The organism is Pseudarthrobacter sp. NPDC092439, assembly GCF_044754945.1.
Classification (GTDB): domain Bacteria; phylum Actinomycetota; class Actinomycetes; order Actinomycetales; family Micrococcaceae; genus Arthrobacter.
Window position 1 is genome coordinate 1 of sequence record NZ_JBIVQB010000006.1, and the last position, 23,474, is coordinate 23,474.

A 23,474-nucleotide genomic window follows, 5' to 3' on the forward strand; every position below is an offset into this window, starting at 1 on the left:
CCGCCTTTCCCGGCGCGGGTCGCGGACTGTTTGGCTTCGGCCTTGGCCAGTTCCACTTCCTGGCGCATCAGGGTGGACAGGTCACGGGTCACTTCACCGAGCAGGTCCCCGAGCGAGGAGCTCTCAGCTTTCTGGTGCGCCGCACTGCCCTGCTCCGTCCCGGCAGGAAACTCCGAATACTGGCTGCTCATCACAACCTGCCAGACTCGCCGTCCGAGGAACGGTCGCGGGTCAGCGGATCACCGGCCATGGGATTGTCGGCAAGGTCCCGGCCGGCCAGCGGATCATCGGCCATGCGGTTGCCGGACCATGGCTCCTCGACCAGCTGCGGGCTGTCAAGCGGGCTGGCGGGGCGCGCGTAGTCCGGGTAGCTGCTTCCGGGTGCACCGCCGTCGAACCCTGCCGTGGTGGTGGCGGGGCCGGGAAGCTGGACCGGGGGAGGCGGTACGCTGCCGCCCGCAGGAACATAGGACTCGCCGTAGGCATCGCCGTAAGCCGTGCCTGAGTACTGGCCTGCGAGGCCCGCCCTTCCCGTGGCCTGGGTTTCGGGGGCTCCGGCGGCGAGGCCGCGGGTGAGGCGTCCTGCCAGGACGCCGGCTCCGGCGGCGAGCAGGAGGAAGGTCCCGGGGCGGTTCCGGGCGAAGGACTGCACCTCGGTCAGGAGTGATCCCGGGTCCCGGTTCTCAAGCCAGGTTGCCAGCGAGGAGGTACGCTGCGCGGCTTCGCGGACCAGGTCCGAGGCGACGCCCGGCTGGTCCGGCGCGGCGGCCATGCGGTGCAGCTCGCTGGAGATGTTCCGGATCCCTTCGGCGGCCTTCTGCTGCTGCGCTCCGGCCTGGCTGCTCAGCCCGGTCCGGGCCTGCTCCAGCAGGTCCTGGGCGCTGGCCTTGGCCTCGGCGGCGACGTTCGCCGCTTCCTCCTTGGCCGTGGATGCCACATCCTGCGCCGCGGACTTCGCCTGGCCGGCCACCTGGGAGGCCTCCTCCTTCGCAGCATCCTTGCGGGAGGTGCCCTCTCCCGGGGCGGCTGCAGCGGAGGGGAAGCTGGCAGCGGGCCGCTCTCCCGAAATTCCTGTACCGGCCGGAGGTGTCGTGTAAGCGCGGTCCTCGGGCCATTGGTTCTCTGTCATCTTCGCTCTCTCTTTCCAAGAAGGCCGGTTGTTGATCAAGAACCAGCAATACTGGCCATAAAATAATAAGCATGATTACTAATAAAAGGTAAGTACCCTTGCTAGATGGGTTGTAACGATTTCCGAAAGCATTAGCCGGAGCCGGCGGCCGCCGGTTCCGGTCATATCGAGAGGAAAGTGGTGGACAGCATGGACGCATCCGTATGGGTCTGGATTGTGGTTGCACTGGTGGTGGTGGCGCTGGTCGTGCTGCTGCTCCTGACGGGCAAGCGCAGGAAGGTTGAGCAGCAGCGGCGCGATGAGGTGCACCGCAGGGAGGCGGCCGAAATACGCCGCGAAGCGCAGGCCGTGGAACTCGATGCGAGGGAGCGGGACGCCCGGGCAGCGCGCGCCCGTGCGGACGCAGAGCAGGCCCAGGTGAAGGCGGAGCGGCTCCGGCAGGAAGCGGAACGCCGCGCGCATGAGGCCGAGGAATTGCGCGAGGACGTCTCCCGCCGCACCAGGCACGCCGATCAGGTGGACCCCGGCGGGCCTGCGGCTGACCGCATTGACCATGCAGCGGACGGTCGTGCCTCGGACCGCCCGGCCGACCCCGGCCCCGGGCATCCGCGCAGCGGAATTTAGCGTTTAGCTCCACGGGGAGCCAGGACGGGGGAGGGCGGGATGCCCTCCCCCCTCTCCATGCCCGCCAGGACTTCTCTCACGGCATCCACCGAGGACGTTGCCGCCTCCCAGCCGAGGATCCGGCGGGCGCGGCGGGTATCCATCACCGGCGCTGCGGCCGCCATGTCCACCCATCCGGCGTCAGTGGGTTGGAGATGCAGCCGCCATGCCACGTCCACGATGCTACGGAGCAGCCCCATGGGGATGGGCAGTATCCGCCGTGCGCCGAGCAGGCGTCCCAGCTCCTGCGGGGTGAGGACCGGCTCTGCCGCAATGTTGAAGGCGCCGGAAGCGCGGTCGTCGATCACGCGCCAGTATGCCTCGGCCACATCGTCCGCGTGGACCGCCTGGAACACCAATCCATCCGGAACCGGCAGGATGGGCACGCGGAGCCGGGTGGGCAGCAGGCGTGGAATCAGCGGCCCCAGGAAGTAGCGGCCGATCTCGCTCCCGGCCTCCCGCTGGAAGATCAGGCCCGGCCGCAACCGCGCCACGGCGATGGCCGGTTCGGAAGCGGCGAAGCTGTCCAGGAGCGCTTCCTGCTCCGCCTTGTGCCGGCTGTAGTGCGAACTTGGGATGCCGCGCGCCGGCCATGACTCCGCAGTCCGCTGGTCTTTGGGGGCGCGGCTGTAGGCGCCCACCGATGACGCGCATACCACCTGCTTGACGCCCGCCTTCCTGGCCGCCTCCAGCACATTGCGCGTGCCGGTCACGTTGGTCCGGTACAGCTGGTCCAGGTCCCGGTTGGGCTGGATCTGCCATGCCAGGTGCACCACCGTGTCAATGCCCTGAAGTGCCGCTTCCAGCCGGGGCCTGTCGCGTTCCAGCCCCACATCCAGCGGGTACCAGTCGACCCCGGTGTAGGGCATGCGGTCGGTGTCCGGCCGCCGGCGGCTGATCCCCGTCAGATGAAGGCTGCCGGGTTTCTTCGCCAGCTGGCCGTGCAGGTTACGCAGCAGCGCGGTTCCGGCATTTCCGCTGGCTCCGGTAATGGCAATGTGCATCTGAAGCTCCTCGGCAAAGGCTGCGGGGCGGGTGCCCCGCGAACGGCCACCCGTCCTGAGCCTACCCGTGGCAGGCCAGGTTCATAAGCATCCTTATGGATTGCTTAATAAGCAGCCTTATGATTTCCTGCTTCTAAGTCTTGCCGCAGGCTTTCGGAACCAGACCGAGGGAACCAACGACATGCCCGAATATCTTGGCGCGCCCGCTGTGCACACTACGTCGGCCGGCCCGCGAAACACACCCTGCCAGCAGCAGCGCCGCCCCCACGCGAGGGGCGGACAACTGCGCGAAACCTTCGAAAATGACCTGGTCCTGGAGTACCTGGACCTGGCCGAGGCCCTGGCCGCGCGCTTCGAGGCCAGGGGGCGTGAGCGTGCGGACCTGAACCAGGTGGCTTATCTGGGCCTGGTCAAGGCCGCCCGGGGTTTTGACCGGGGAAAGGGGGAAAGTTTTCCGGCCTATGCCGCGCCCACCATCACCGGGGAACTGAAGCGGTACCTCCGGGACCGGACTTGGGTGGTGCGTCCGCCCAGGAACATCCAGGACCTTCGCACCCGGATCTTCAAAGCCGAGCCGGGACTGACGCAGGCCCTGGGGCGCCACCCCACCGCGGCCGAACTGGCGGGGGAACTGGGCACGGATGACGCTGTGGTGCGCGAAGCGATGTCCGCGGCCACCAGCATGCATCCCGACTCGCTGGATGCCGCAAACCCCCACTCGGATGCCCCGTCGGTCGGCGAGACCCTCCCCTGCCCGGAGGCGCCGCTGGAACGCCTGGAAGAGCTGGCCTGCCTTCGTGGGGCCATGCAGGCCCTGACCCCCGCGGACCGGGAACTGCTTTACCGGCGGTACTTCTGCGAGGAAACCCAGGTGCAGCTGGGCCGCCGGCTGGGGATGTCGCAGATGCAGGTGTCCCGCCGCCTGGCGAAGCTCCTGGTACAGCTCCAGCGCGCGATGGACCCTGGCCCGGACGCGGCCCGCCACGGCGCGGCACGGATGGCGGGCAGCTGACGGCTGCCAACGGCCTGGGCTGTTGCAGACCGGGTTCTGCCGATTCCGGAAAACACGAAAGCCTCCTTGGGCGGCTGTTTAGGACCGCGGACAGCGGGGAACAGGGTGGTTTATGGGAAGCTCTCCAACGCCAAAGCTCCGCGCAGTCCTCTTCGACCGGGACGGCACCCTGGTGGCCGACGTGCCGTACAACGGCGACCCCGGACTGGTACTTCCCATGCCCGGCGCCCGGAATGTCCTGGCCTCGCTCCGGGCCCGCGGCCTGGCCACGGGCGTGGTCAGCAACCAGTCCGGCATTGCCCGGGGCCTGCTCACCCAAGCCCAGGTGGACGAGGTCAACGCCCGGGTGGAGGAACTCCTGGGACCGTTCGATGTGTGGGAGGTCTGCCCCCATGCCCGGGAGGACCGGTGCAGTTGCCGCAAACCCGCCCCCGGCATGGTGCACAGCGCCTGCCGCAAGCTGGGCATCCAGGAATCACAGGCAGCGCTGATCGGCGACATCGGAGCCGACGTCGGTGCCGCAGAGGCAGCCGGCGCTGTAGGGGTCATGGTGCCTACCCCGGTGACCCGGGCCGAGGAAGTGGAAAGCGCCCGGTTCGTGGCAGAAGACCTGGCCGCCGCCGTCGCACTCCTCGCGGAGGAAGGCATGATCGACGCAACAGCCCTCCCCGGGGAAGACTCCTGATGGGCCGGGTGCTGGTGGCCCGGCTGGACAGCATGGGCGACGTCCTGCTGGCAGGCCCCGCCGTCCGGGCTGTGGCCCACGGCAGGAGGCCCGACGGCAGCGCACCCAACCACGTGGTCATGCTGTGCGGACGCCAGGGTGAGGCCGCAGCCGGGCTGCTGCCGGGCGCGGCCGAAACCTACACCTGGGACAGTCCGTGGATCATGAACCCGGCACCCAAAATGACCGGCCCGCATGCTGAACGGCTGATGGAGTATGTCCGGCATTCGAGGATCACCGAGGCCGTCATCCTGACCTCATTCCACCAGTCGCCGCTGCCCCTGGCGCTGCTCCTGCGCCTGGCCGGCGTGGAACGCATCACGGGCGCCTCCACGGACTACGCAGGCTCACTCCTGGATGTCCGGCTGAAGCCCGGCGAGGACTTCCCGGAGGACCAGCCCGAGGCGGAGCGGGCCCTGGGCATCGCGGAAGCGGCCGGCTTTGGCCTGCCGGCGGGGGATGACGGCAAGCTGCACGTGAAAGCGGTTCCTGACGTCACGGACCTGGTCGGGGAGGAGCCCTACGTGGTGGTCCACCCGGGAGCCGCCGTCCCGGCCCGCGCCTGGCCGCCCCTTCACCATGCCGCCGCCGTCGAACTCCTCGAAGGCTCCGGCCACCGCGTGGTGGTCACCGGCGGCCCGGGGGAAACGTCCCTCACCGCCACGGTGGCCGGGCCTTCCGCCCTGGACCTGGGCGGCCGCACCGACCTGCACCTCCTGGCCGGTGTCATGGCCGGCGCCGAAGCTGTGGTCACCGGGAACACCGGCCCGGCCCACCTCGCCGCCGCCGTCGGCACCCCCGTGGCCTGCCTGTTCTCGCCCGTGGTGCCGGCCGTCCGGTGGGCGCCCTACGGTGTCCCGCTGGAGCTTCTGGGCGACCAGAACGCCCCCTGCCGGATGACGCGGGCGCGCATCTGCCCTGTTCCCGGCCACCCCTGCCTGGATTCCGTCTCTCCCGAGGACGTGGTGGCGGCGGTGGAACGGCTGATTGGCGGCGTCAGCTCCTTCAGCACCCATGTCAGCACCCGTAGAAAGGCCCGCAACAGATGAGGATCCTGCTTTGGCATGTCCACGGTTCGTGGACGGACGCGTTTGTCCGCGGCCGGCACGAGTACCTGCTGCCCGTCCTTCCGGAAGGCGGCCCTTGGGGCCTGGGCCGCGCCGGCCGCGGCTGGCCCGGCTCGGTGCGGGAGGTGGATGCGGCACGGCTGGACGCGGAGGCGGTGGACGCCGTCGTCCTCCAACGCCCGGAGGAAATCACCGAGGTGGCCCGGCTGCTGGGCCGTAGCCCCGGGCGCGACCTTCCGGCAGTGTACGTGGAGCACAACACTCCCAAGGGCGATTTCCCGTTCACCCGGCATCCGCTGGCGGAGCAGGACCGGATCCCCGTGGTTCACGTGACGCACTTCAACAGGCTGGCGTGGGACTGCGGCTCGGCCCCGGTGCTGGTGGTGGAGCATGGCATTCCGGACCCCGGCTACCTCTATACGGGCGAGCTGCCGGATCTGGGAGTTGTGGTCAACGAACCGGTGCGCCGGGGCCGGGTGACCGGGACAGACCTGCTTCCCGCCTTCGCTTCCGTGGCGCCGCTGCAGGTGTTCGGGATGAAGACGGAGGGGCTCGCCGCGGCGACGGGGATGGATCCGGCGCGCGTGACGCCCCGCGGTGACCTCCGGACAGCGGTCCTGCACCGGGAACTGGCCCGCTGCCGCGCCTACGTGCATCCGATGCGCTGGACCTCGCTGGGCCTGTCGCTGCTGGAAGCGATGCACCTGGGTCTGCCTGTCCTGGTGGTGGCGGCGACGGAAGCATCCCGGGCGGTGCCGCCGGAGGCCGGGGCAGTGTCGGCGGACGTTGACGAGCTGCTGCGCACCGCGCGCAGGCTTGTCGCGGACCCGGAGGAAGCACGACGGCGGGGCCTTGCCGCCCGCGGGGCGGTGCTGGAGCGCTACGGACTGGGGAAGTTCCACGACCGCTGGGACGGTATCCTCGCCGACCTGGTGCCGAATCCGGTGCATCAAAGCGGGGGGCGCCAGGTCCCCGTGCACCGGCCCGGCGGCCCGGCAGATGAACATCCGGGCGAGCAGATCCTCGTTCCGGCCCGAGAGAGGAAGATGCCATGAAAATCTCCATGATTTCGGAACACGCGAGCCCCCTCGCGGCTCTTGGCGGCGTGGACGCGGGCGGCCAGAACGTGCACGTGGCCGCCCTGTCCGAGGCCTTGGCCCGCCGTGGGCACCACGTCACGGTCTACACCCGAAGGGACGCAACGGAGCTCCCCGCCCGGGTCCAGGCCGGCCCGCGGTTCGAGGTGGTCCACGTGGACGCGGGGCCCGCCCGGCACGTGCCCAAGGACGAACTGCTGCCCTACATGGGCGAGCTGGCGGAAGGCGTGGCACGTGACTGGGAGCACCGTCCGCCGGACGTGGTGCATGGCCACTTCTGGATGTCCGGCCTGGCTGCACTGGATGCCGCCCGGAGGCCGGATGGCGGCTACCGGGTCCCGGTGATCCAGACCTTCCATGCCCTGGGCGCCGTCAAACGCCGGCACCAGGGTGCGGAGGACACCAGCCCCGAGGAACGCCGCTGGCTGGAACCGGGGGTGGGCAGGTCCGCGGACCGGATCATCGCCACCTGCTCCGATGAGGTGTTCGAGCTCAAGGCCATGGGCATTGACACGGGCAAAGTGTCCATCGCGCCGTGCGGGGTGGACCTGTCGTTCTTTTCCGCGGAAGGACCCGCTGCCGCCAGGACGAGCCGGCACCGCATCCTGTCCGTGGGACGGCTGGTGCCGCGCAAGGGCGTGGACCTGGTGATTCAGGCGCTGCCGCTCCTGCGCCAGGCAGGGTTCGACGACGTCGAGCTCCTCATCGTCGGTGGCGGGGGTGACTCCGGTGTGCTGCACGCGGACCCTGAGGTCCGCCGGCTCCTGGGCCTTGCCGACAGCCTGGGCGTGGCTGATTCGGTGACCCTGCAGGGGCAGGTCGCGAGGACGGAGATGCCCGGGATTTTCCGCAGCGCCGACGCCGTGGTGTGCGCCCCCTGGTATGAACCGTTCGGCATCGTTCCCCTCGAGGCCATGGCGTGCGGCGTGCCCGTGGTGGCCGCGGCAGTGGGCGGCCTGCAGGACACGGTGGTGGACCACGCCACCGGACTGCACGTTCCCCCGCGGGACCCGGCCGCTATTGCTTCCGCGCTCGCCGTGCTGCTCTCGGACCCGGCCCTTCGTTCCCGGCTCGGTGCAGCGGGCGGGCAGCGGGCCCGCGCCAGGTACTCCTGGGACCGTGTTGCCGCGGAGACGGAGAAGGCCTACCAGCTGGCGGTGGCGGGCGCACCCGCCGGCGCCGTTTCCATGGAAGGAGCCGCGCTGTGAGTGCTGACTGGTTCCTGCGCGAGGCCGACCTGCGGGCGCTGGCCACCCCGGCGATGCCTGATCTTCTTCCCGCTTTCCCCTCGGGCCCGGGGTTTCCGGACGCGGCCGGCACCGACGTCGTCAGGACGCACCTGGACAATGTCCTGCCCGCGCTTGAATCGCTCCGCAGCCAGTCCGGGCGGCTGGCCGCTTGGGGAATGGAGCTTGCCCAGCGCCTGATGCGGGGGCAGCGGCTCCTCGCTGCGGGAAACGGCGGCTCGGCCGCCGAGGCCCAGCACCTGACGGCAGAGCTGGTGGGCCGGTTCGACGGCGACCGGGTTCCGTTTTCCGCGATCTCGCTGCACGCTGAATCGTCCGCGGTGACGGCCATCGCCAACGACTACGGGTACGACGACGTCTTCGCCCGGCAGGTCCGCGCCCACGGCCGTTCCGGCGACGTCCTCATCCTGCTGTCCACCAGCGGCCGCAGCCCCAACCTGCTGCGAGCGGCGGAGGCTGCTTCCAGGCTTAACATCTCCACGTGGGCGCTGACGGGTTCCGGCCCCAACCCTTTGGCGGACGCCTGCGAGCAGGCCGTCATGATCGACGCCCTCAACGCGAACGCGCAGGAGGGCCACCTGATCGCCCTGCACGCCCTGTGCCGGGCCTTCGACCTGGAGGTGGCGCGCCGAAGCCCGGCCGCGGTCCCGGGCCCGAAGGGCGGTGCCAGGCCATGAGGATCGTGGTGGTGGGCGACGTGATGCTGGATGTGGACCTGGCCGGTGAAGCCACCAGGCTGAGCCCCGACGCGCCGGTACCCGTGGTGGACATCGCGGCGGAGAAGCGCCGCGCCGGCGGCGCCGGGCTGGTGGCCCGCATGCTGGCGGAGGAGGGCTGGCCCGTCACGCTGGTAACGGTACTGGGGGATGACGACGCCGGACGGCACCTGGTTGACCAGCTCGCCGGAATCCGGCTCGTCTCCGGGCCCAGCGGCGTACCGTCCCCGGTCAAGACCCGGGTCCGGGCTGGAACGCATCCGGTGGTCCGCTTCGACCAGGGCTGCGCCCGGCCGCCGGTTCCGGAGGTCACCCCGGCCATGCTGTCCGCCGTGGAACACGCTGCAGTGGTGGTGGTGGCGGACTATGGCCGCGGCCTGGCCGCCAACCCGCACCTGCGCGGGCTCCTGGCGCGGCTGGCCGGCGAGGTCCCGGTCATCTGGGACCCGCATCCGGCTGGCCCGGACCCGGTGCCGGGCGTGGCCGTGGTAACGCCCAATCTCGCTGAGGCCACACGGGCGGCTGCCGCATCCGGCACCCCCGCCGCCGGCACAGCACCCGGCCCCGCCGAAGCCGCCATCCACGCCGGGCACCTGGCGGGAGTGCTCCGCGAGCGTTGGGGCAGCCGGGCAGTGCTGGTCACCCGGGGCGGGGACGGAGCTGTGCTGGTCCGCGACGACGGACACGCACCCCGGCAGGTTCCCGCGCCCCGCGTGGAAACGGGTGATCCGTGCGGAGCCGGCGACCGGCTGGCGGCGGGGCTTGCCGTGCATCTGCTGGCCGGCCGCGACCTCCTCGAGGCGGCACGGCTGGCCGTCCACGAGGCCGCTGATTTCCTCGCCGCCGGCGGAGTCTCGGCCCTGTCCCAACCTCCAGTCCGCGATGCCGCCGCCCCCGGACACCTGGAACCCGCTCTTCTGGAGCCCAACCCCGGGGACGCGCTGCTGCTGGCCCGCGCCGTGCGGAACCGGGGCGGAACCGTGGTTGCGACCGGCGGCTGCTTCGACCTCCTTCACGCCGGCCACGTCCGCGCGCTCGCCGCAGCCCGGGCCATGGGGGACTGCCTGGTGGTGTGCCTGAACTCGGATGCCTCGGTGCGGCGGCTCAAGGGCCCGGAGCGGCCCATCATCGGCGAGCATGACCGGGCCGAACTGCTGTTGGCCCTGTCCTGTGTGGACGCCGTGATGGTCTTCGACGAGGACACCCCCGAGGCAGTACTGGACCGCCTCCGCCCGGACCTTTGGGTCAAGGGCGGCGACTACCAGGGCGCCCGGCTGCCGGAAGCGGACCTGGTGGAACGCTGGGGCGGCCGTTGCCTCACCGTCCCCTACCACCCCGCCCGCTCCACCACCGGGCTGGCCACCGCGCTCGCAAAAGTGGGCTGACCCGCCCTTGCATCGCAAGGATTAGCTCAAATTCCAGGTTTTTCACCGAAAGGAACACCATGACCACAACTCCCAACGCACCCGCCCCTTCGCCCGGCCGCGTCCTCGTAACCGGGGGATCCTCCGGACTGGGGGCCGCCGTCGTCGACGCTGTCCTGAAGGCGGGCGGCACCCCGGTGGTGCTGGACCGGGACATCAGCGCCGTGTCCGCCGTGAAGGCCTATGAAGTGGACGTTGCGGACCGTCCCGCCGTGGAGGCCGCCGTCCGTGAAGCCGCCGAGGCCCTGGGCGGCCTGGACGCCGTAGTCACCGCGGCCGGGATCGACCGGTGCGGAAGGCTGGCGGACGTGGCAGCGGACGAGTGGGAAAAGGTCATCGGGGTCAACCTGATGGGTACCGTTTCCGTGGTCCGCGCCGCGCTGCCGTACCTCACGTCCTCCCGCGGCCGGGTGGTGACCGTCGCCTCAACCCTGGGCAAGCGCGCCGTTGCGGACGCCACCGCATACTGCGCCTCCAAATTCGGCGTGGTCGGCTTCAGCCACGCGCTCGCAGCGGAGACCGGCGGGCAGATCGGGGTAACCACCATGATCCCGGGCGGCATGAAGACCCGGTTCTTCGACGACCGCTCCGAGCAGTACAAGCCCCAGGACGACTCGCGCCTCAACGATCCCGGCAACGTGGCGCAGGCCATCCTCTTCGCGCTGAACCAGCCTGCCGGCTGCGAGGTCCGGGAAATGCTCATCTGCCACGAGGAAGAAGGCTCCTGGCCCTGATCCTGCCCTCGCCGCCGACCACAAACCACGGGAGGAAACCATGCCCACAACAGCCACAGAAACCGCCCCCGGACTGGACCCCGCGACCGGTTCCGTCACCATCCACGACCCCCGGACGGGGGAGTTCCTTTGGACGGTCGCGGAAGCCGGTCCTGATGAGGTGGGGCGGGCCGTGCAGACTGCCCGTGACGCGGCAGCGGCCTGGGCGCAGGGAGCACCGGCCGAGCGCGGGAGCGCACTCCGCGCCGCTGCCAAAGCCTTGGATGAGGCCGCCCAGGAGCTGGCCGGACTCAACGCGAGCGAAACCGGACGCCCGGTTGACGAAGCCCTTGCGGGCATCAGCGCGGCCGTGTCCACTCTGGAACAATACGCCGAACTGGGGCCGCTGCACCGGGGCCACAGCCTCCGCGGGAACCGGCTCGCGTCCGACTACACGGTGGCCGAGCCACGCGGGGTCGCAGTCCTCCTGACCCCTTGGAACGACCCCATAGCGGTGGCCTGCGGCCTCATTGGCGCGGCACTGGCAACGGGAAACACGGTGATCCATAAGCCGAGCGAACGCTGCCCGCGCGTGGGCGAAACGCTCGGCAGGGTGCTGGGCCCGGCGTTCCCGCCCGGCGTGTTCACCACCGTCTCCGGCGGATCCGGGACCGGCGCGCTCCTGACCCAGGCCGGGGTGGACGTGATCGCCCACGTGGGGTCCAGTGCTTCGGGAGTGCGGATCGCCCGCGCCGCCGCGCTCACCGGCGCGCACGTGATACGTGAAAACGGCGGCAACGATCCGCTGCTGGTGGATGCCGGCGTCGACCCTGCCTGGGCGGCGGAACAGGCGGCGGTGGGTGCCTTCAGCAACAGCGGCCAGATCTGCACGGCGGTGGAACGGATCTACGTCCACCAGGACATCGCTGCGGAGTTTTGCGAGGCGCTCGCGGCGGAGGCGGACCGCCGCAACAGCGAGGGATCGGTGGCGCCGCTGGTGGACCGGCGGATGCGCGACGAAGTCCACGCGCAGGTGGCCGAAGCGCTCAGCCAGGGTGCACGTGCTGTGGCGGGCGGGGCACTCCCGGATGGGCCGGGCAGCTTCTACCCGGCCACCGTGCTGCTTGGCTGCACGGACCGGATGCAGGTCATGGCCGAGGAGACGTTCGGCCCGGTGGCCCCGGTCCAGGTGGTGGAAACGTTCGACGACGGCCTCCGCCTTGCGTGCAGTGGCAGGTACGGCCTTGCGGCGACAGTCCTGAGCGGGGACCTGGCCCACGTACAGCAGGCGGTGGCGGCCCTGCCGGTGGGAACCGTCAAGGTCAACGAGGTGTTTGGCGGCGCTCCCGGCGGCTCGGCGCAGCCCCGCGGGGACAGCGGTGCCGGCTTTGGCTACGGGCCCGAGCTGCTGGATGAATTCTGCCGGGTCAAAGTGGTCCACATCACGGCCCCGCCCGCCGGAAAGGAACGCTGATGGATTCGGCCCAGCCCGTGGACCTGCGGAACCAGCGGGCGCTCTCCGACTGGCTGCCCGGCCGGCTGGCCGCAGAGGAACCGGAGATCCTGGTGATTGGCGACGTGATCCTGGACGGCTGGTGGAGCGGCAGCATCGAACGGCTCTGCCGGGAGGCGCCGGCGCCGGTGGTAGACCTGCAGGCCCGCGAATCCGTTCCCGGCGGGGCAGCCAACACGGCCATGAACCTGGCTGCCCTCGGGGCGCGGGTGGCGGTGGCCGGGATCATCGGCACCGACGACGCGGGCACGGAGCTGCGGAGGCAGCTCCTGGCCGCCGGCATCGACGTCCGCCACCTCTACGCCCATCCGGACATGGTGACCACTACCAAGATCCGGATCAGCAGCGGCGGGCAGGTCATGCTCCGCCTCGATGACTCGGCCCGTACCGTCCCGGCCGCCGCGCTGGGGGCGCTGGCCGGGGCGGTGCGTGCCGCCGTCGTACGTAAAGCAGCGGTGCTGGTGTGCGACTACGGAACCGGGGTGCTGGCAGAACCGGTTCGAAACAGCATGGTGGCGGCCCTCGAGGGGGACAGCGGCCGTCCGCTGGTGGTGGTGGACGCGCACGACCCGCGGCCCTGGGCGTTGCTGCAGCCGGATCTGGTAACGCCGAACGCGCAGGAGACCGCCCGGCTGCTGGAGCGCCGTCTCCCCGACGGGCCGGACCGGGCGGATGCAGTGGGCGCTGAAGCGGACGCGCTGCTCGCTGCCACCGGGGCGCGCGCCGTGGTGGCGACGCTGGACCGGGACGGCACCGTCCTGCTGACGCCGGGAGGCGCGGCGCACCGGACCTGGGCGCGGCCCGCGGCTGAAAAGCAGGCGTCCGGGGCGGGGGACACCTTCGTCGCCGCCCTGACCTTGGCACGCTCGGCGGGGCTGCCCCTGACGGCCAGCCTGGACCTGGCGCAGGCGGCGGCGGACGTGGTGGTCCACCAGCCCGGCACGTCCGTGTGCAGCACGGCCCAGCTGAGCCGTTACCTGAAGGCTTTCGCCGATACCGCGCTCGGTGCGGACGAGCTGGAAAGCCAGCTCGAAGCACACCGCGCACAGGGCCAGCGGATCGTGCTGACCAACGGCTGCTTCGACGTGCTGCACAGCGGACACACCCGCTACCTCAACCAGGCCAAGCAGCTGGGCGACATCCTGGTGGTGGCGCTGAACAGCGACGAATCCGTGCGCCGCCTCAAGGGGCCGGGCCGGCCCATCAACGCGGTGGCGGACCGCGCGGCCGTGGTGGCCGCCCTGAGTTGCGTGGACTACGTGACCGTGTTCGATACGCCCACCGCCGGGCCGCTGGTCCGTCAGCTGCGGCCCGAGGTGTATGCCAAGGGCGGGGATTACACGCCGGAGATGCTGGCGGAGACGCCGGACGTCGAGGAATACGGGGGGCGCGTGGTCATCCTGGACTACGTCGCCGAGCGCTCCACCACCGCCGTGGTCAACAGGATCCGGGCCGGCGAAGGGGCGGCACAGGTCAACTAGGGTTGAAGGCATGACTGGATCGCGGGGCGGGAATGGGTAAACGCGGCAAGCCCGGCGGCCGGGGCAGAACACCAGGCGGGCGGACGACGGCGGGAGTCGTCGAAGTGCCGCAGGGAACCTTGCCGGATGGTCCTGCCGAGGGGGTCTACTACATCGACACGGGCGACTGTGAACTGGTTGCAGACCAGGACAACTCCAACGGCTGGCTGCTGAAGATCAACGGAGTCATGAGCTCGCACATCGACCTCGCGGACCCGCTGTTCCTGGATTTTGAGTACATGCGCTGGATGGCCGCGCTGATAGAGTCGCGCTGGCCGCCGGGCGGCGGTGTTTTCTCCGGCCCGGTGAAGCTGCGCGGCCTGCACCTGGGCGGGGGCGCGTGCTCGCTGGCCCGCTATTTCCACGCCGTCTACCCCGACGCCCGCCAGGTGGTGGTGGAGCTGGACGGCAAGCTGGCCGCCTATGTCCGTGGCTGGTTCGACCTGCCCAAGGCGCCGCTGTTGCGGATCCGGGTGGGGGAGGCCCGCGCCGTCACGGAGACCCTCACCGAGAACACCCGCGACTTCATCATCCGGGACGTCTTTGCCGGGTCCGTGACCCCGCTGCCGCTGACCACCGCCGAGTTCAACCAGCACATCAGGCGCGTCCTGGCCCCGGGCGGGCTCTACGTAGTGAACTCCGGCGACGCGCCGGACCTCAAAAACGCCCGGCAGGACGCCGCCACCATCGCAGCTGCATTCAAGAACACGGTGATCATCGCCGATCCTGCCATGCTGAAGGGCCGCCGCTACGGGAACATGGTCATTGCCGGCAGCGACACTCCCTTCGCGGAGGACCCCAAGCTGGCACGCCGGCTCCTCGGCGGAGCCGTCCCCGCGCACCTGTGGGACGACTCCCAGGTCCGGGCCTTCGCTGCGGGAGCCGCGATACGCCACGACCCTCCCCACCCGCACCCTAACCTCGCAAGCTCGGCCAGGGAACCCGGCGGGCGTGGGCCGACGCCACCCGCACCCTAACCTCGCAAGCTCGGCCAGGGAACCCGGCGGGCGTGGGCCGACGTAGCTATCGTTTTCAGCGGCCCAGCAGCGCGCCGCGTTCCAGCTCCATCTGTTCCCGCAGGGCATGGACCACGGCGGCCACGGCCGGGCGCCGTAGCGAATCCCGCCGCAGTACCATCCAATACGGCAGCAGCTCGCCGATCCGGTCCGGCAGCAGGCGGACCAGGTCCCCGTGCCGGTCGCCCATGAAGCACGGCAGGAACCCCACGCCCGCGCCTGCCCGGGTCGCCTCCACGTGGACGAACACGTTGGTGGAGGTCAGGGCGTCGCGCATCGCCGGGACCAGGCGCCGCGGGGCGTCGAGGTCGTCCACCTGCAGCATCGAGTCCACGAAATAGACCAGCGGATGCGCCTGGAGCTCGGCCACGGTGGCCGGCGTTCCGTGTTCGGCAAGGTAGGCGCGCGAGGCGTACATGCCCAGCCGGTAGTCGCCCAGCCGGACGGCCTCGGCGCGGTGCACCTGCGGCTCGCCTACCACCACCTCGATGTCCAGTCCCGACCGCTGCTGCAGCGCCCTGCGCGTCATGGTGATGATTTCCACGGTCAGGCCGGGGTGCTCGCGCCGCAGCGCGGCCACTGCAGGTGCCGCGATATAGGCGCTGAAGCCGTCCGTCGCGGTCATGCGCACGACGCCCGTAATCGGGTCGGGTGCCTTGCCCGCCGGTCCCAGCGTGCCCATCACCGTCTCCACCTGCTCCGCGGCCCGGACCGCCCGGGCGCCCAGCTCGGTCAGTTCCCACCCGCCGGCCGCCTTCGCCAGGACCCGCCCGCCGAGCGCTTTCTCAAGCGCGGCGATCCTGCGTGACACCGTGGTGTGGTTCAAACCCAAGGTTTGCGCCGCCGTCGTAAATTTTGCCGAGCGGGCCACCGCGAGCAGCACCAGGAGATCATCCGGATTGACGTTCATATCTGCAATTCTGCACACAACTCGTGCCTCTTTGGCCATTGAAGCTCCGTGCTTGTGCAGCAATACTCAGGGAAAGCGGTCAGTAGCGCAGGTCACACGCCCGCGCGCTGGGAAGGAACGGATGGGCATGGAAAACACTTTGAACGGCCGCAAGGCGCTGGTAACCGGCGGTGCCGGCGGAATCGGTGCCGCCTGCGTGCGGGAGCTCGCCGCCCGGGGAGCCAAAGTGGTGGTGGCGGATATGGATGCCGCCGGAGCCGAGGCACTCGCGGACGAGGTGGGCGGCACCGCGTGGGCCGTGGACCTGATGGATGTGGATGCGCTGACCACCCTGAACCTGGACTGCGACATCCTGGTCAACAACGCCGGAATCCAGCGCATCAGCCCTATCGAGGAATTCGACCCCGCCGATTTCCGCCGCCTCGTCACCCTGATGCTCGAGGCCCCGTTCCTGCTCATCCGGGCGGCCCTGCCGGCCATGTACGCCAATGGGTACGGCCGGATCATCAACATTTCCTCCGTGCACGGCATCCGCGCCTCTCCTTTCAAGAGCGCCTACGTTTCTGCCAAGCACGGCCTGGAGGGGCTGAGCAAGGTGACCGCGCTGGAAGGCGGCGACCACGGCGTGACCTCCAACTGCATCAACCCCGGCTACGTCCGCACGCCGCTCGTGGAGAAGCAGTTGGCCGACCAGGCGGAGGTGCACGGCATCCCCGAGTCCGAAGTGCTGGCCAAGGTGATGCTCACCGAGGCGGCCATCAAGCGGCTGGTGGAGCCGGAAGAGGTTGCTTCGCTGGTGGGCTGGCTCGCCTCGGACCAGGCCGCGATGGTCACCGGTGCCAGCTACACGATGGACGGCGGCTGGTCGGCCCGCTGAGGTTCACCGCCGCTAGTCCAGCGTTTTGAGCTGCCGGTGGTCGTAGAAATACAGGCCGTGCGGAGTTTTCACCCCCACCGCCCTGCCCTGGCGGGAAACCACCACGCCCTCACGCCTGCCGTTGAAAGGGTCGTCCCCCACCACGGCGTCGCCGATCCGGTAGGGGGACCGCGGGCCCGGATGTTTTTGCACCCTGCCCCATGCCCGGGCCACCGCGGTGGCGAGGCTGATGGGACGGCCCAATGGGGACGGGTCCTCGACATAGCCCTTGACCATGCGTACCAACTCCTGGGGCGGCGGGCAGCCGCGTCCTCGCGGTGCTGATGGCCGGAACGCTCCAGCAGAGGAGGGCCCTCCTATCCCGGCCGGCACCGTACCCCCAACGTTAGCCGCAGTTCACATTTGTCACACCCGTAACAGGTACTCGGTTTTTTGCCGGCCCGCTACTGGCCGCTCCGCACTGTCAGCGGGCGCCGTTGATGATTTCTTCGGCGTTGTCGAAGGCCCAGCCCACCAGGGGAACGAGCAGTGCGGTGAGGTCGTAGCCCTTGGCGGTGAGGCTGTAGTCCACGCGTGGCGGAATGACCGGCTGGGCATGCCTGCTCACCAGGCCGTCGCGTTCGAGCGTCCTGAGCGTCTGGGCGAGCATCTTTTCGCTGATGCCCTCCGCCCGCCGCCGCAATTCGCTCCACCGCTGTTCACCTTCGGAAAGGGAGAGCAGGATCAGCACACCCCACTTGCTGGTGATGTGGTCCAGCAGCGTCCGGCTGGGGCACCCGGCCGGGAAGACGCCGTCGGCAAAGGACGCGGGGAGGGCAGAAGGGCGCGCGGGTGCTTCCATGCCTCCAGCTTACCGCCGGGTTAGTACCTTACCTGAAAGTGCGTACTCTCTTTTGGGAAGTAATCGGGCGCCCGGCCGGTTGTGTCCTTTTGACAATCCTGTACGTCCTGAAAGGAACCACCATGAGCATCGTCGTCACCGGCGCCACCGGCCAGCTTGGCCAACACGTAATCGAGGCCCTGCTGGAGCGCAACGTTCCGGCCGCGGAAATCGTCGCCGCAGGCCGTGCCACGGAGAAGCTGGCGGCCTTTGCGGCCCGGGGCGTCCAGGTGCGGTCCATGGACTATTCCGACGCCGGATCGGTCGCCGGCGCGCTCCGGGGCGCCACCCGGGTCCTCCTCATTTCCGGCAGCGAGGTGGGCCGGCGGGTGGAACAGCACCGCACCGTGATTGAGGCGGCCAAGGCGGAGGGCGTGCAGCTCCTGGCCTACACGAGCATCGCGAATGCGGAGACCACGGGCATGAAGCTCGCGGGCGAACACCAGGCCACCGAGGCCATGCTTCGCGAGTCCGGCCTGCCCTTCACCCTGCTGCGGAACGGGTGGTACCTCGAAAATTACACAGACCAGCTCGCAGGGGCCGTCGCGCAGGGTGCCCTTGCCGGCAGCGCGGGCGACGGCAAGGTCAGTGCCGCCTCCCGGGCCGACTATGCCCAGGCGGCCGCGGCGGTCCTTACCGCCGAGGGCCAGGCCGGCAAGGTATATGAGCTGGGCGGCGATGAGCCCTTCACCATGGCCGAGCTCGCCGCGGAAATCAGCGCAGCAACCGGTCAGGACATCACCTACACCAACCTTCCGGCAGGGGATTATGCCGGACTCCTCTCCGGAGCGGGCGTGCCGGAGGCCTTCGCCGCGATCCTGGCAGATTCGGACCTTGGCATCGCCCGGGGCGACCTCGTGGTCAGCAGCGGCGATCTCCGCCGGCTCATTGGGCGCCCGACGACGTCGCTCACCGACGCGATAAGGTCCGCCGCAGCTTCCGCATAAGCGCCAGGCCCAACCGGCCGGCGCGCCGGTCACCCGCCCCACCCCCACCCCGGACTTTCCCCGGTAGGGGTGGGCTTAGGCGGGTCTGGTATTTCAGACAGCTGTTGCGCCCAAGCGGCCTGGATCTCCACGCTCCGCAGTGCATGCTGGAGTACGGGATACCGGACACGAGGGATGAAGAGGGCAGAAACCATGGGCACCGAAGCCGCCGCCGCGCAGACAGCGGTCAAAACCGCGTCCAAGGTCCCCGCCGCGGAAAACACCCTCCGGATCCTGAAGCTGCTGGCATCGCGCCGGGGTCCCATGGCGGCGTCGCAGATTGCCTCCACTCTCGGGCTGCCCCGCTCCAGCGTCTACCACCTGCTCGGCGTCATGGAGGCCAACGGCTTCGTGCTGCACCTGCACGAGGAACAGCGGTACGGCCTGGGGATCGGCGCGTTCGAACTCAGTTCCGCCTACTCCCGGCAGGAACCGCTTTCCAGGCTGGGCCGGCCGCTCCTGGCCTCACTGGTGGACGCGCTGGGGGAGAGCGCACACCTCGCGGTCCTGCACGGCCGGGACGTGCTCTACATTGTTGAGGAGCGCGCCAAGAACCGGCCGTCCCTGGTGACCGACGTCGGCGTGCGGCTTCCCAGCCACCTCACCGCCAGCGGCAGGGCCATCCTTGCGGCGCTTCCCAAGTCGCAGGTCCGCGCCCTGTACCCCAATGCCGCGGCCTTCTCCGCCCGCCACGAGGTGGAGGGCGCCATCATGAAATACTCCGCGCTGTCCTCGCACCTGGACCAGGTCCGCCAGCGCGGGTACGCCACAGAACATGGCGAGGTCACCCCCGGCTTCGGCTCCATCGCTGCGGCGGTCACTGACCACACCGGCTGGCCCACCGCCGCCATCGCCGTGACGTTCCTGGAAGACAAGCTGCCCCAGCCGGAATGGCCGGCCCTGGCAGCCCGGATCCAGAAGGCCGCGGACGAGCTTTCCCTGCGCCTGCACGGACGTCCCGCGCATTAGTCCGGCCTGCAACCCGCGCGCGTCTGGAATTCCGGACAGTACCACCTGAAAACCCCTGCTGCAGGCCGCACTTTGGGGCTTTAGTAGATACAGAACTTCTTCCACGCGGCGCTGCCGAGCAACGCGTCAATATCTACCCGAACCACAAAGGAGCCATCATGGCACCCGCCGATTTCACCACCGGTGCCCGCCCGGTCAAAGCAGCCCGCGGCACCGGGCTTACCGCCAAGTCCTGGCAGACCGAAGCGCCGCTGCGCATGCTGATGAACAACCTGGACCCGGAGGTCGCCGAGCGTCCGGATGACCTGGTGGTCTACGGCGGCACCGGCCGTGCTGTCCGTTCCTGGGCCGCGTTCGACGCCATCACCCGGACCCTGGAAACCATGGAACAGGACGAAACCCTACTGGTCCAGTCCGGCAAGCCTGTGGGCGTCTTCCGCACCAACGAGTGGGCCCCGCGCGTGCTCCTGGCCAACTCGAACCTCGTCGGTGACTGGGCCAACTGGCCCGAATTCCGAAGGCTCGAAGCCGAGGGCCTGATGATGTACGGCCAGATGACCGCCGGGTCCTGGATCTACATCGGCACGCAGGGAATCCTGCAGGGAACCTTCGAGACCTTCGCCGCGATTGCCCGCAAGCTCACCGGGGACGAGAACGGCACCCTCGCCGGCACCCTCACCCTCACCGGCGGCTGCGGCGGCATGGGCGGCGCCCAGCCGCTGGCCGTCACGCTGAACGAAGGCGCGTGCCTGATTGTCGACGTCGACGAGACCCGGCTGCGCCGCCGCGCCGGCAAGCGCTACCTCGACGAAGTGGAAACCGACCTCGACGCCGCCATCGCCAAGGTGCTCAAGGCCAAGGAAGAGCGCCGCGGCTGGTCCGTCGGCTATGTGGGCAATGCCGCCGAGGTCTTCCCCGAGATCCTCCGCCGCCACCGGGCCGGCGAACTGACCGTCGATATCGTCACCGACCAGACCTCCGCCCACGACCCGCTGAGCTACCTGCCCGAGGGCATTTCCGTGGCCGAGTGGCACCGCGAGGCCGAGGCGGATCCGGAAGGCTTTACCAAGAAGGCCCAGGCCTCGATGGCCCGGCACGTCCAGGCCATGGTGGAGTTCCAGGATGCCGGCGCCGAGGTCTTCGACTACGGCAACTCGATCCGCGACGAGGCCCGGAAGGGCGGCTATGAACGCGCCTTCGAGTTCCCCGGCTTCGTCCCGGCGTACATCCGTCCGCTGTTCTGCGAGGGCCTGGGCCCGTTCCGCTGGGTGGCGCTGTCCGGTGATCCCGAGGACATCGCCGTCACGGACAAGGCCATCAAGGAGCTGTTCCCCGAGAACAAGCACCTGCACCGCTGGATTGACGCCGCCGGAGAGCGCGTTGAGTTCGAAGGCCTCCCCGCCCGCATCTGCTGGCTGGGCTACGGCGAGCGCGCCAAGGCAGGACTGCTGTTCAACCAGCTGGTCAAGGAAGGCAAGGTCAAGGCCCCCATCGTGATCGGCCGCGACCACCTCGATTCCGGCTCCGTTGCCTCCCCGTACCGTGAAACCGAGGCCATGGCCGACGGCTCCGACGCGATCGCCGACTGGCCACTGCTGAACGCGCTGCTGAACACCGCATCCGGTGCCACCTGGGTGTCCCTGCACCACGGTGGCGGCGTCGGCATCGGCCGCTCAATCCACGCCGGACAGGTCTCCGTGGCCGACGGCACCGACCTCGCTGCCCGGAAGCTCGAACGGCTCCTCACCAACGACCCCGGCATGGGCGTCATCCGGCACGCAGACGCCGGCTACGACCGCGCCCTCGAGGTCGCCAGGGAACGCGGCGTCCGCATCCCAATGTCGGAAACCCGCTAACCGAGCCCCAATTCCACATCGGTTGCTCCGTAGGTGCCGTTATGAGTTCCCAAAAGGGCACTTACGGAGCAACCGACGAGATGTAAGTAGGAACCACGATGACCATCACCACCCACGAACCGCTGACCGTCACGCTCGGCTCCAGCGGCGTCACGCCCGAGGATGTGCTCGCCGTCGCGCGCCACAACGCCAAGGTGGCCATTGCCCCTGAGGCCCTCGACGCCGTCGCCAAAGTCCGCGCGCACATCGACAGCCTCGCCGCCAGCGACACCCCCGCCTACGGCATCTCCACCGGCTTCGGCGCCCTCGCCAACCGGCACATCCCCAGCGAACTGCGCACCCAGCTGCAGAAGAGCCTGATCCGCAGCCACGCCGCGGGGATGGGGCCGGCGGTGGAACGCGAGGTGGTGCGCGGCATCATGTTCCTGCGGGCCAAGACGCTCGCATCGGGCCGTACCGGTGTCCGTCCCGTGGTCCTGCAGACCATGGTGGACGTGCTCAACGCCGGTATCACCCCGGTGGTCCGGGAGTTCGGGTCGCTCGGCTGCTCCGGTGACCTCGCCCCGCTCTCGCACTGCGCCCTGGTGCTGATGGGCGAAGGCGAAGCGGAAGGGCCCGACGGCGTTACCTACGGTGCGCGGGGAGAGCGGACGGTCGCTGAGCTGCTTGCAGCGCACGGGATCGAGCCTGTCATCCTCGCGGAGAAGGAAGGTCTCGCGCTGGTCAACGGGACCGAGGGCATGCTGGGCATGCTGCTGATGGCCATCGCTGACCTGCGCAAACTGCTGACGACGGCGGACATCACCGCGGCGCTCAGCGTGGAGGCCCTGCTGGGCACCGACCAGGTGTTCCTGCCGGAGCTGCACGCAGCCCTGCGCCCGCACCCGGGCCAGGCCGCATCAGCGGACAACATGCTTCGCGTGCTGTCCGGATCGCCCATCGTCGCCTCGCACCGGGTGGGTGACTCAAAGGTCCAGGACGCCTACTCGCTCCGCTGCGCGCCGCAGGTCGCCGGTGCGGTCAGGGACACCCTGGACCACGCAGCCCTCGTGGCTTCCCGCGAGCTGGACGCCGCCATCGATAACCCGGTGGTGCTCCCGGACGGCCGGGTCAGCTCCAACGGCAACTTCCACGGGGCACCCGTGGCGTACGTGCTGGACTTCCTGGCTATTGCCGTGGCGGACCTGAGCTCCATTGCCGAACGGCGTACGGACCGCATGCTGGATCCGGCGCGCTCCCACGGACTCCCGGCCTTCCTGGCATCGGACCCGGGCGTGGATTCGGGGCTGATGATTGCGCAGTACACCCAGGCCGGGCTCGTCTCGGACAACAAGCGGCTGGCCGTGCCGGCATCGGTGGACTCCATTCCGAGCTCCGCCATGCAGGAGGACCATGTGTCCATGGGCTGGCACGCCGCCAGGAAGCTGCGGAAGGCGGTGCAGAACCTGCGCCGGGTCCTGGCCATCGAACTGGTGACGTCCGCACGCGCCCTGGACATCCGCACCCAGCTCTCCGGCGGTGTCCTCACCCCGGGTCCTGCGGGCGCCGCCGTCGTGGCGGCTCTGCGGAACGTGGTGGAAGGACCCGGCACGGACCGGTTCCTTTCCCCGGAACTGGAAGCGGCCGACCTGTTGGTTGGCTCCGGCGAGGTGCTCCGGGCGGCCGAATCCGCCGTCGGAAGCCTCGCCTGAGAACGAAGGATCTTCGGTTCTCCACGGCTCCTGTCCAAAGGGCGGAATTAACACCGCGTTGGTCATTCGGCGGCCTGGAATTGTAGTAGAACTGAAGGTGTAGTGAAAGTCACATCAAAGAAGCTGTGGCACGGACGTATACAAAGGGGTAGAAGTTCAAATGAAAGCACGTGGGGCAGTCCTGTCGAGGCGCCATGCCCACTCCGCCACGGTATCCGACTGGAAGACCTTCCAGCCCGGGGACCGCGTCGAGATCATCAAGCATGCGCATGTAGTGGCAGCCGGGGAGGTGGAGGAGGTCTCGCAGAGCGGAAACGTGCTGTGGCTCGTCCCTGCCGGTCCGGCTGAAAAGCAGCTCTTCCTTAAATCTGACGGCGTGCAGGTGCGCCGCAGCTAGCAAAACCCCTTGAAACACAAAATCCCCGTCAGCTGCAGCAGCGGACGGGGATTTTGTGTTCGG

General features: G+C 69.6%; 24 protein-coding genes. 18 read left to right on the forward strand and 6 right to left on the reverse strand.

Annotated features, from left to right (window positions below; all coding sequences use genetic code 11):
• Together ACIQCM_RS12700 and ACIQCM_RS12705 are read right to left on the reverse strand one after the other, a co-directional pair.
• The coding region (locus ACIQCM_RS12700; protein ID WP_400633682.1) for a phage holin family protein at nucleotides 1–191 on the reverse strand (191 nt) is incomplete at its 3' end.
• Complete coding sequence (locus ACIQCM_RS12705) at nucleotides 191–1,129, reverse strand: hypothetical protein (protein WP_400606445.1); 939 nt, start codon at nucleotides 1,127–1,129, stop codon at nucleotides 191–193. The genes ACIQCM_RS12700 and ACIQCM_RS12705, both read right to left, overlap by 1 nt.
• A 189-nt stretch (nucleotides 1,130–1,318) precedes the next feature.
• Here ACIQCM_RS12705 and ACIQCM_RS12710 point away from each other — a divergent pair, with 189 nt between their 5' ends.
• Nucleotides 1,319–1,753 (forward strand): hypothetical protein, encoded by a 435-nt coding sequence (locus tag ACIQCM_RS12710; RefSeq protein ID WP_400606447.1) that lies wholly within the window; start codon nucleotides 1,319–1,321, stop codon nucleotides 1,751–1,753.
• Here ACIQCM_RS12710 and ACIQCM_RS12715 read toward each other — a convergent pair.
• Nucleotides 1,750–2,796 (reverse strand): NAD-dependent epimerase/dehydratase family protein, encoded by a 1,047-nt coding sequence (locus ACIQCM_RS12715; RefSeq protein ID WP_400606449.1) that lies wholly within the window; start codon nucleotides 2,794–2,796, stop codon nucleotides 1,750–1,752. The two genes, ACIQCM_RS12710 and ACIQCM_RS12715, sit on opposite strands and share 4 nt — an antisense overlap.
• Nucleotides 2,797–2,977: 181 nt before the next feature.
• On the opposite strand from ACIQCM_RS12715, the gene ACIQCM_RS12720 reads away from it, so the two are divergent.
• The 11 genes from ACIQCM_RS12720 to ACIQCM_RS12770 all read left to right on the forward strand — a co-directional run bounded on the left by ACIQCM_RS12720 (nucleotide 2,978) and on the right by ACIQCM_RS12770 (nucleotide 14,806).
• Complete coding sequence (locus ACIQCM_RS12720; RefSeq protein ID WP_400606451.1) at nucleotides 2,978–3,808, forward strand: sigma-70 family RNA polymerase sigma factor; 831 nt, start codon at nucleotides 2,978–2,980, stop codon at nucleotides 3,806–3,808.
• Between the two features lie 112 nt (nucleotides 3,809–3,920).
• Nucleotides 3,921–4,493, forward strand: a complete 573-nt coding sequence (locus ACIQCM_RS12725; protein WP_400606454.1) for a D-glycero-alpha-D-manno-heptose-1,7-bisphosphate 7-phosphatase — start codon at nucleotides 3,921–3,923, stop codon at nucleotides 4,491–4,493.
• Nucleotides 4,493–5,581 carry a glycosyltransferase family 9 protein gene (locus ACIQCM_RS12730; RefSeq protein WP_400606457.1) on the forward strand — a complete coding sequence of 363 codons (1,089 nt, stop codon included), beginning with the start codon at nucleotides 4,493–4,495 and terminating at the stop codon, nucleotides 5,579–5,581. The genes ACIQCM_RS12725 and ACIQCM_RS12730 overlap by 1 nt, the downstream gene beginning before the upstream one ends.
• A complete protein-coding gene (locus tag ACIQCM_RS12735) occupies nucleotides 5,578–6,654 on the forward strand; it encodes a glycosyltransferase (protein WP_400606460.1) in 1,077 nt (358 codons plus the stop codon). The genes ACIQCM_RS12730 and ACIQCM_RS12735 overlap by 4 nt, the downstream gene beginning before the upstream one ends.
• Nucleotides 6,651–7,904 (forward strand): glycosyltransferase, encoded by a 1,254-nt coding sequence (locus tag ACIQCM_RS12740; RefSeq protein WP_400606463.1) that lies wholly within the window; start codon nucleotides 6,651–6,653, stop codon nucleotides 7,902–7,904. The genes ACIQCM_RS12735 and ACIQCM_RS12740 overlap by 4 nt, the downstream gene beginning before the upstream one ends.
• Nucleotides 7,901–8,620, forward strand: coding sequence for an SIS domain-containing protein (locus tag ACIQCM_RS12745; RefSeq protein WP_400606465.1), 720 nt, complete (start codon nucleotides 7,901–7,903; stop codon nucleotides 8,618–8,620). Before ACIQCM_RS12740 ends, ACIQCM_RS12745 begins: the two co-directional genes overlap by 4 nt.
• Nucleotides 8,617–10,044, forward strand: a complete 1,428-nt coding sequence (locus ACIQCM_RS12750; protein WP_400606467.1) for a PfkB family carbohydrate kinase — start codon at nucleotides 8,617–8,619, stop codon at nucleotides 10,042–10,044. Before ACIQCM_RS12745 ends, ACIQCM_RS12750 begins: the two co-directional genes overlap by 4 nt.
• Nucleotides 10,045–10,103: 59 nt before the next feature.
• Nucleotides 10,104–10,817 carry an SDR family oxidoreductase gene (locus ACIQCM_RS12755; protein ID WP_400606470.1) on the forward strand — a complete coding sequence of 238 codons (714 nt, stop codon included), beginning with the start codon at nucleotides 10,104–10,106 and terminating at the stop codon, nucleotides 10,815–10,817.
• A 40-nt stretch (nucleotides 10,818–10,857) separates the two neighbouring features.
• Nucleotides 10,858–12,270 carry an aldehyde dehydrogenase family protein gene (locus tag ACIQCM_RS12760; protein WP_400606473.1) on the forward strand — a complete coding sequence of 471 codons (1,413 nt, stop codon included), beginning with the start codon at nucleotides 10,858–10,860 and terminating at the stop codon, nucleotides 12,268–12,270.
• On the forward strand, nucleotides 12,270–13,790 hold the full coding sequence (gene rfaE2 / locus ACIQCM_RS12765; protein WP_400606476.1) for a D-glycero-beta-D-manno-heptose 1-phosphate adenylyltransferase: 1,521 nt from the start codon (nucleotides 12,270–12,272) through the stop codon (nucleotides 13,788–13,790). The genes ACIQCM_RS12760 and rfaE2 overlap by 1 nt, the downstream gene beginning before the upstream one ends.
• Before the next feature lie 32 nt (nucleotides 13,791–13,822).
• Nucleotides 13,823–14,806, forward strand: a complete 984-nt coding sequence (locus ACIQCM_RS12770) for a spermidine synthase (RefSeq protein ID WP_400606478.1) — start codon at nucleotides 13,823–13,825, stop codon at nucleotides 14,804–14,806.
• Nucleotides 14,807–14,861: 55 nt separating this feature from the next.
• Here the strand turns inward: ACIQCM_RS12770 and ACIQCM_RS12775 are convergent, their stop codons facing one another.
• Complete coding sequence (locus ACIQCM_RS12775; RefSeq protein ID WP_400606480.1) at nucleotides 14,862–15,755, reverse strand: LysR family transcriptional regulator; 894 nt, start codon at nucleotides 15,753–15,755, stop codon at nucleotides 14,862–14,864.
• A gap of 127 nt (nucleotides 15,756–15,882) precedes the next feature.
• Between ACIQCM_RS12775 and ACIQCM_RS12780 the strand changes: the two genes are divergently transcribed.
• On the forward strand, nucleotides 15,883–16,632 hold the full coding sequence (locus ACIQCM_RS12780; protein ID WP_400606482.1) for a 3-hydroxybutyrate dehydrogenase: 750 nt from the start codon (nucleotides 15,883–15,885) through the stop codon (nucleotides 16,630–16,632).
• A gap of 12 nt (nucleotides 16,633–16,644) precedes the next feature.
• Here the strand turns inward: ACIQCM_RS12780 and ACIQCM_RS12785 are convergent, their stop codons facing one another.
• Together ACIQCM_RS12785 and ACIQCM_RS12790 are read right to left on the reverse strand one after the other, a co-directional pair.
• The gene (locus tag ACIQCM_RS12785) at nucleotides 16,645–16,908 is read right to left on the reverse strand and encodes a hypothetical protein (RefSeq protein WP_400606484.1); all 264 of its coding nucleotides are present in this window, start codon (nucleotides 16,906–16,908) and stop codon (nucleotides 16,645–16,647) included.
• A 187-nt stretch (nucleotides 16,909–17,095) separates the two neighbouring features.
• Nucleotides 17,096–17,473 (reverse strand): winged helix-turn-helix transcriptional regulator, encoded by a 378-nt coding sequence (locus ACIQCM_RS12790; protein ID WP_400606485.1) that lies wholly within the window; start codon nucleotides 17,471–17,473, stop codon nucleotides 17,096–17,098.
• Between the two features lie 122 nt (nucleotides 17,474–17,595).
• Here ACIQCM_RS12790 and ACIQCM_RS12795 point away from each other — a divergent pair, with 122 nt between their 5' ends.
• From ACIQCM_RS12795 to ACIQCM_RS12815, 5 genes are all read left to right on the forward strand, one after another.
• A complete protein-coding gene (locus tag ACIQCM_RS12795) occupies nucleotides 17,596–18,459 on the forward strand; it encodes an SDR family oxidoreductase (RefSeq protein WP_400606487.1) in 864 nt (287 codons plus the stop codon).
• 174 nt (nucleotides 18,460–18,633) lie between these two features.
• On the forward strand, nucleotides 18,634–19,467 hold the full coding sequence (locus ACIQCM_RS12800) for an IclR family transcriptional regulator (protein ID WP_400606489.1): 834 nt from the start codon (nucleotides 18,634–18,636) through the stop codon (nucleotides 19,465–19,467).
• Nucleotides 19,468–19,625: 158 nt separating this feature from the next.
• On the forward strand, nucleotides 19,626–21,323 hold the full coding sequence (locus tag ACIQCM_RS12805; protein WP_400606492.1) for a urocanate hydratase: 1,698 nt from the start codon (nucleotides 19,626–19,628) through the stop codon (nucleotides 21,321–21,323).
• 98 nt (nucleotides 21,324–21,421) lie between these two features.
• Entirely contained in the window at nucleotides 21,422–23,014 is a 1,593-nt protein-coding gene (hutH, locus tag ACIQCM_RS12810; RefSeq protein ID WP_400606495.1) for a histidine ammonia-lyase, read from the forward strand.
• A gap of 160 nt (nucleotides 23,015–23,174) precedes the next feature.
• Complete coding sequence (locus tag ACIQCM_RS12815; RefSeq protein ID WP_377216796.1) at nucleotides 23,175–23,411, forward strand: hypothetical protein; 237 nt, start codon at nucleotides 23,175–23,177, stop codon at nucleotides 23,409–23,411.
• The last annotated feature ends 63 nt before the right edge of the window (nucleotides 23,412–23,474 follow it).

Excerpts from the sequence above, each read along its gene's own strand:
- ACIQCM_RS12755 (WP_400606470.1), top strand. The coding sequence starts at position 10,104 with ATGACCACAACTCCCAACGCACCCGCCCCTTCGCCCGGCCGCGTCCTC.
- ACIQCM_RS12775 (WP_400606480.1), bottom strand. The coding sequence starts at position 15,755 with ATGAACGTCAATCCGGATGATCTCCTGGTGCTGCTCGCGGTGGCCCGC.
- ACIQCM_RS12740 (WP_400606463.1), top strand. The coding sequence starts at position 6,651 with ATGAAAATCTCCATGATTTCGGAACACGCGAGCCCCCTCGCGGCTCTT.
- ACIQCM_RS12815 (WP_377216796.1), top strand. The coding sequence starts at position 23,175 with ATGAAAGCACGTGGGGCAGTCCTGTCGAGGCGCCATGCCCACTCCGCC.
- rfaE2 (WP_400606476.1), top strand. The coding sequence starts at position 12,270 with ATGGATTCGGCCCAGCCCGTGGACCTGCGGAACCAGCGGGCGCTCTCC.
- ACIQCM_RS12760 (WP_400606473.1), top strand. The coding sequence starts at position 10,858 with ATGCCCACAACAGCCACAGAAACCGCCCCCGGACTGGACCCCGCGACC.
- ACIQCM_RS12750 (WP_400606467.1), top strand. The coding sequence starts at position 8,617 with ATGAGGATCGTGGTGGTGGGCGACGTGATGCTGGATGTGGACCTGGCC.
- ACIQCM_RS12735 (WP_400606460.1), top strand. The coding sequence starts at position 5,578 with ATGAGGATCCTGCTTTGGCATGTCCACGGTTCGTGGACGGACGCGTTT.
- ACIQCM_RS12770 (WP_400606478.1), top strand. The coding sequence starts at position 13,823 with ATGGGTAAACGCGGCAAGCCCGGCGGCCGGGGCAGAACACCAGGCGGG.
- ACIQCM_RS12725 (WP_400606454.1), top strand. The coding sequence starts at position 3,921 with ATGGGAAGCTCTCCAACGCCAAAGCTCCGCGCAGTCCTCTTCGACCGG.
- ACIQCM_RS12790 (WP_400606485.1), bottom strand. The coding sequence starts at position 17,473 with ATGGAAGCACCCGCGCGCCCTTCTGCCCTCCCCGCGTCCTTTGCCGAC.
- hutH (WP_400606495.1), top strand. The coding sequence starts at position 21,422 with ATGACCATCACCACCCACGAACCGCTGACCGTCACGCTCGGCTCCAGC.
- ACIQCM_RS12720 (WP_400606451.1), top strand. The coding sequence starts at position 2,978 with ATGCCCGAATATCTTGGCGCGCCCGCTGTGCACACTACGTCGGCCGGC.
- ACIQCM_RS12710 (WP_400606447.1), top strand. The coding sequence starts at position 1,319 with ATGGACGCATCCGTATGGGTCTGGATTGTGGTTGCACTGGTGGTGGTG.
- ACIQCM_RS12800 (WP_400606489.1), top strand. The coding sequence starts at position 18,634 with ATGAAGAGGGCAGAAACCATGGGCACCGAAGCCGCCGCCGCGCAGACA.
- ACIQCM_RS12795 (WP_400606487.1), top strand. The coding sequence starts at position 17,596 with ATGAGCATCGTCGTCACCGGCGCCACCGGCCAGCTTGGCCAACACGTA.
- ACIQCM_RS12705 (WP_400606445.1), bottom strand. The coding sequence starts at position 1,129 with ATGACAGAGAACCAATGGCCCGAGGACCGCGCTTACACGACACCTCCG.
- ACIQCM_RS12785 (WP_400606484.1), bottom strand. The coding sequence starts at position 16,908 with ATGGTCAAGGGCTATGTCGAGGACCCGTCCCCATTGGGCCGTCCCATC.
- ACIQCM_RS12730 (WP_400606457.1), top strand. The coding sequence starts at position 4,493 with ATGGGCCGGGTGCTGGTGGCCCGGCTGGACAGCATGGGCGACGTCCTG.
- ACIQCM_RS12805 (WP_400606492.1), top strand. The coding sequence starts at position 19,626 with ATGGCACCCGCCGATTTCACCACCGGTGCCCGCCCGGTCAAAGCAGCC.
- ACIQCM_RS12780 (WP_400606482.1), top strand. The coding sequence starts at position 15,883 with ATGGAAAACACTTTGAACGGCCGCAAGGCGCTGGTAACCGGCGGTGCC.
- ACIQCM_RS12715 (WP_400606449.1), bottom strand. The coding sequence starts at position 2,796 with ATGCACATTGCCATTACCGGAGCCAGCGGAAATGCCGGAACCGCGCTG.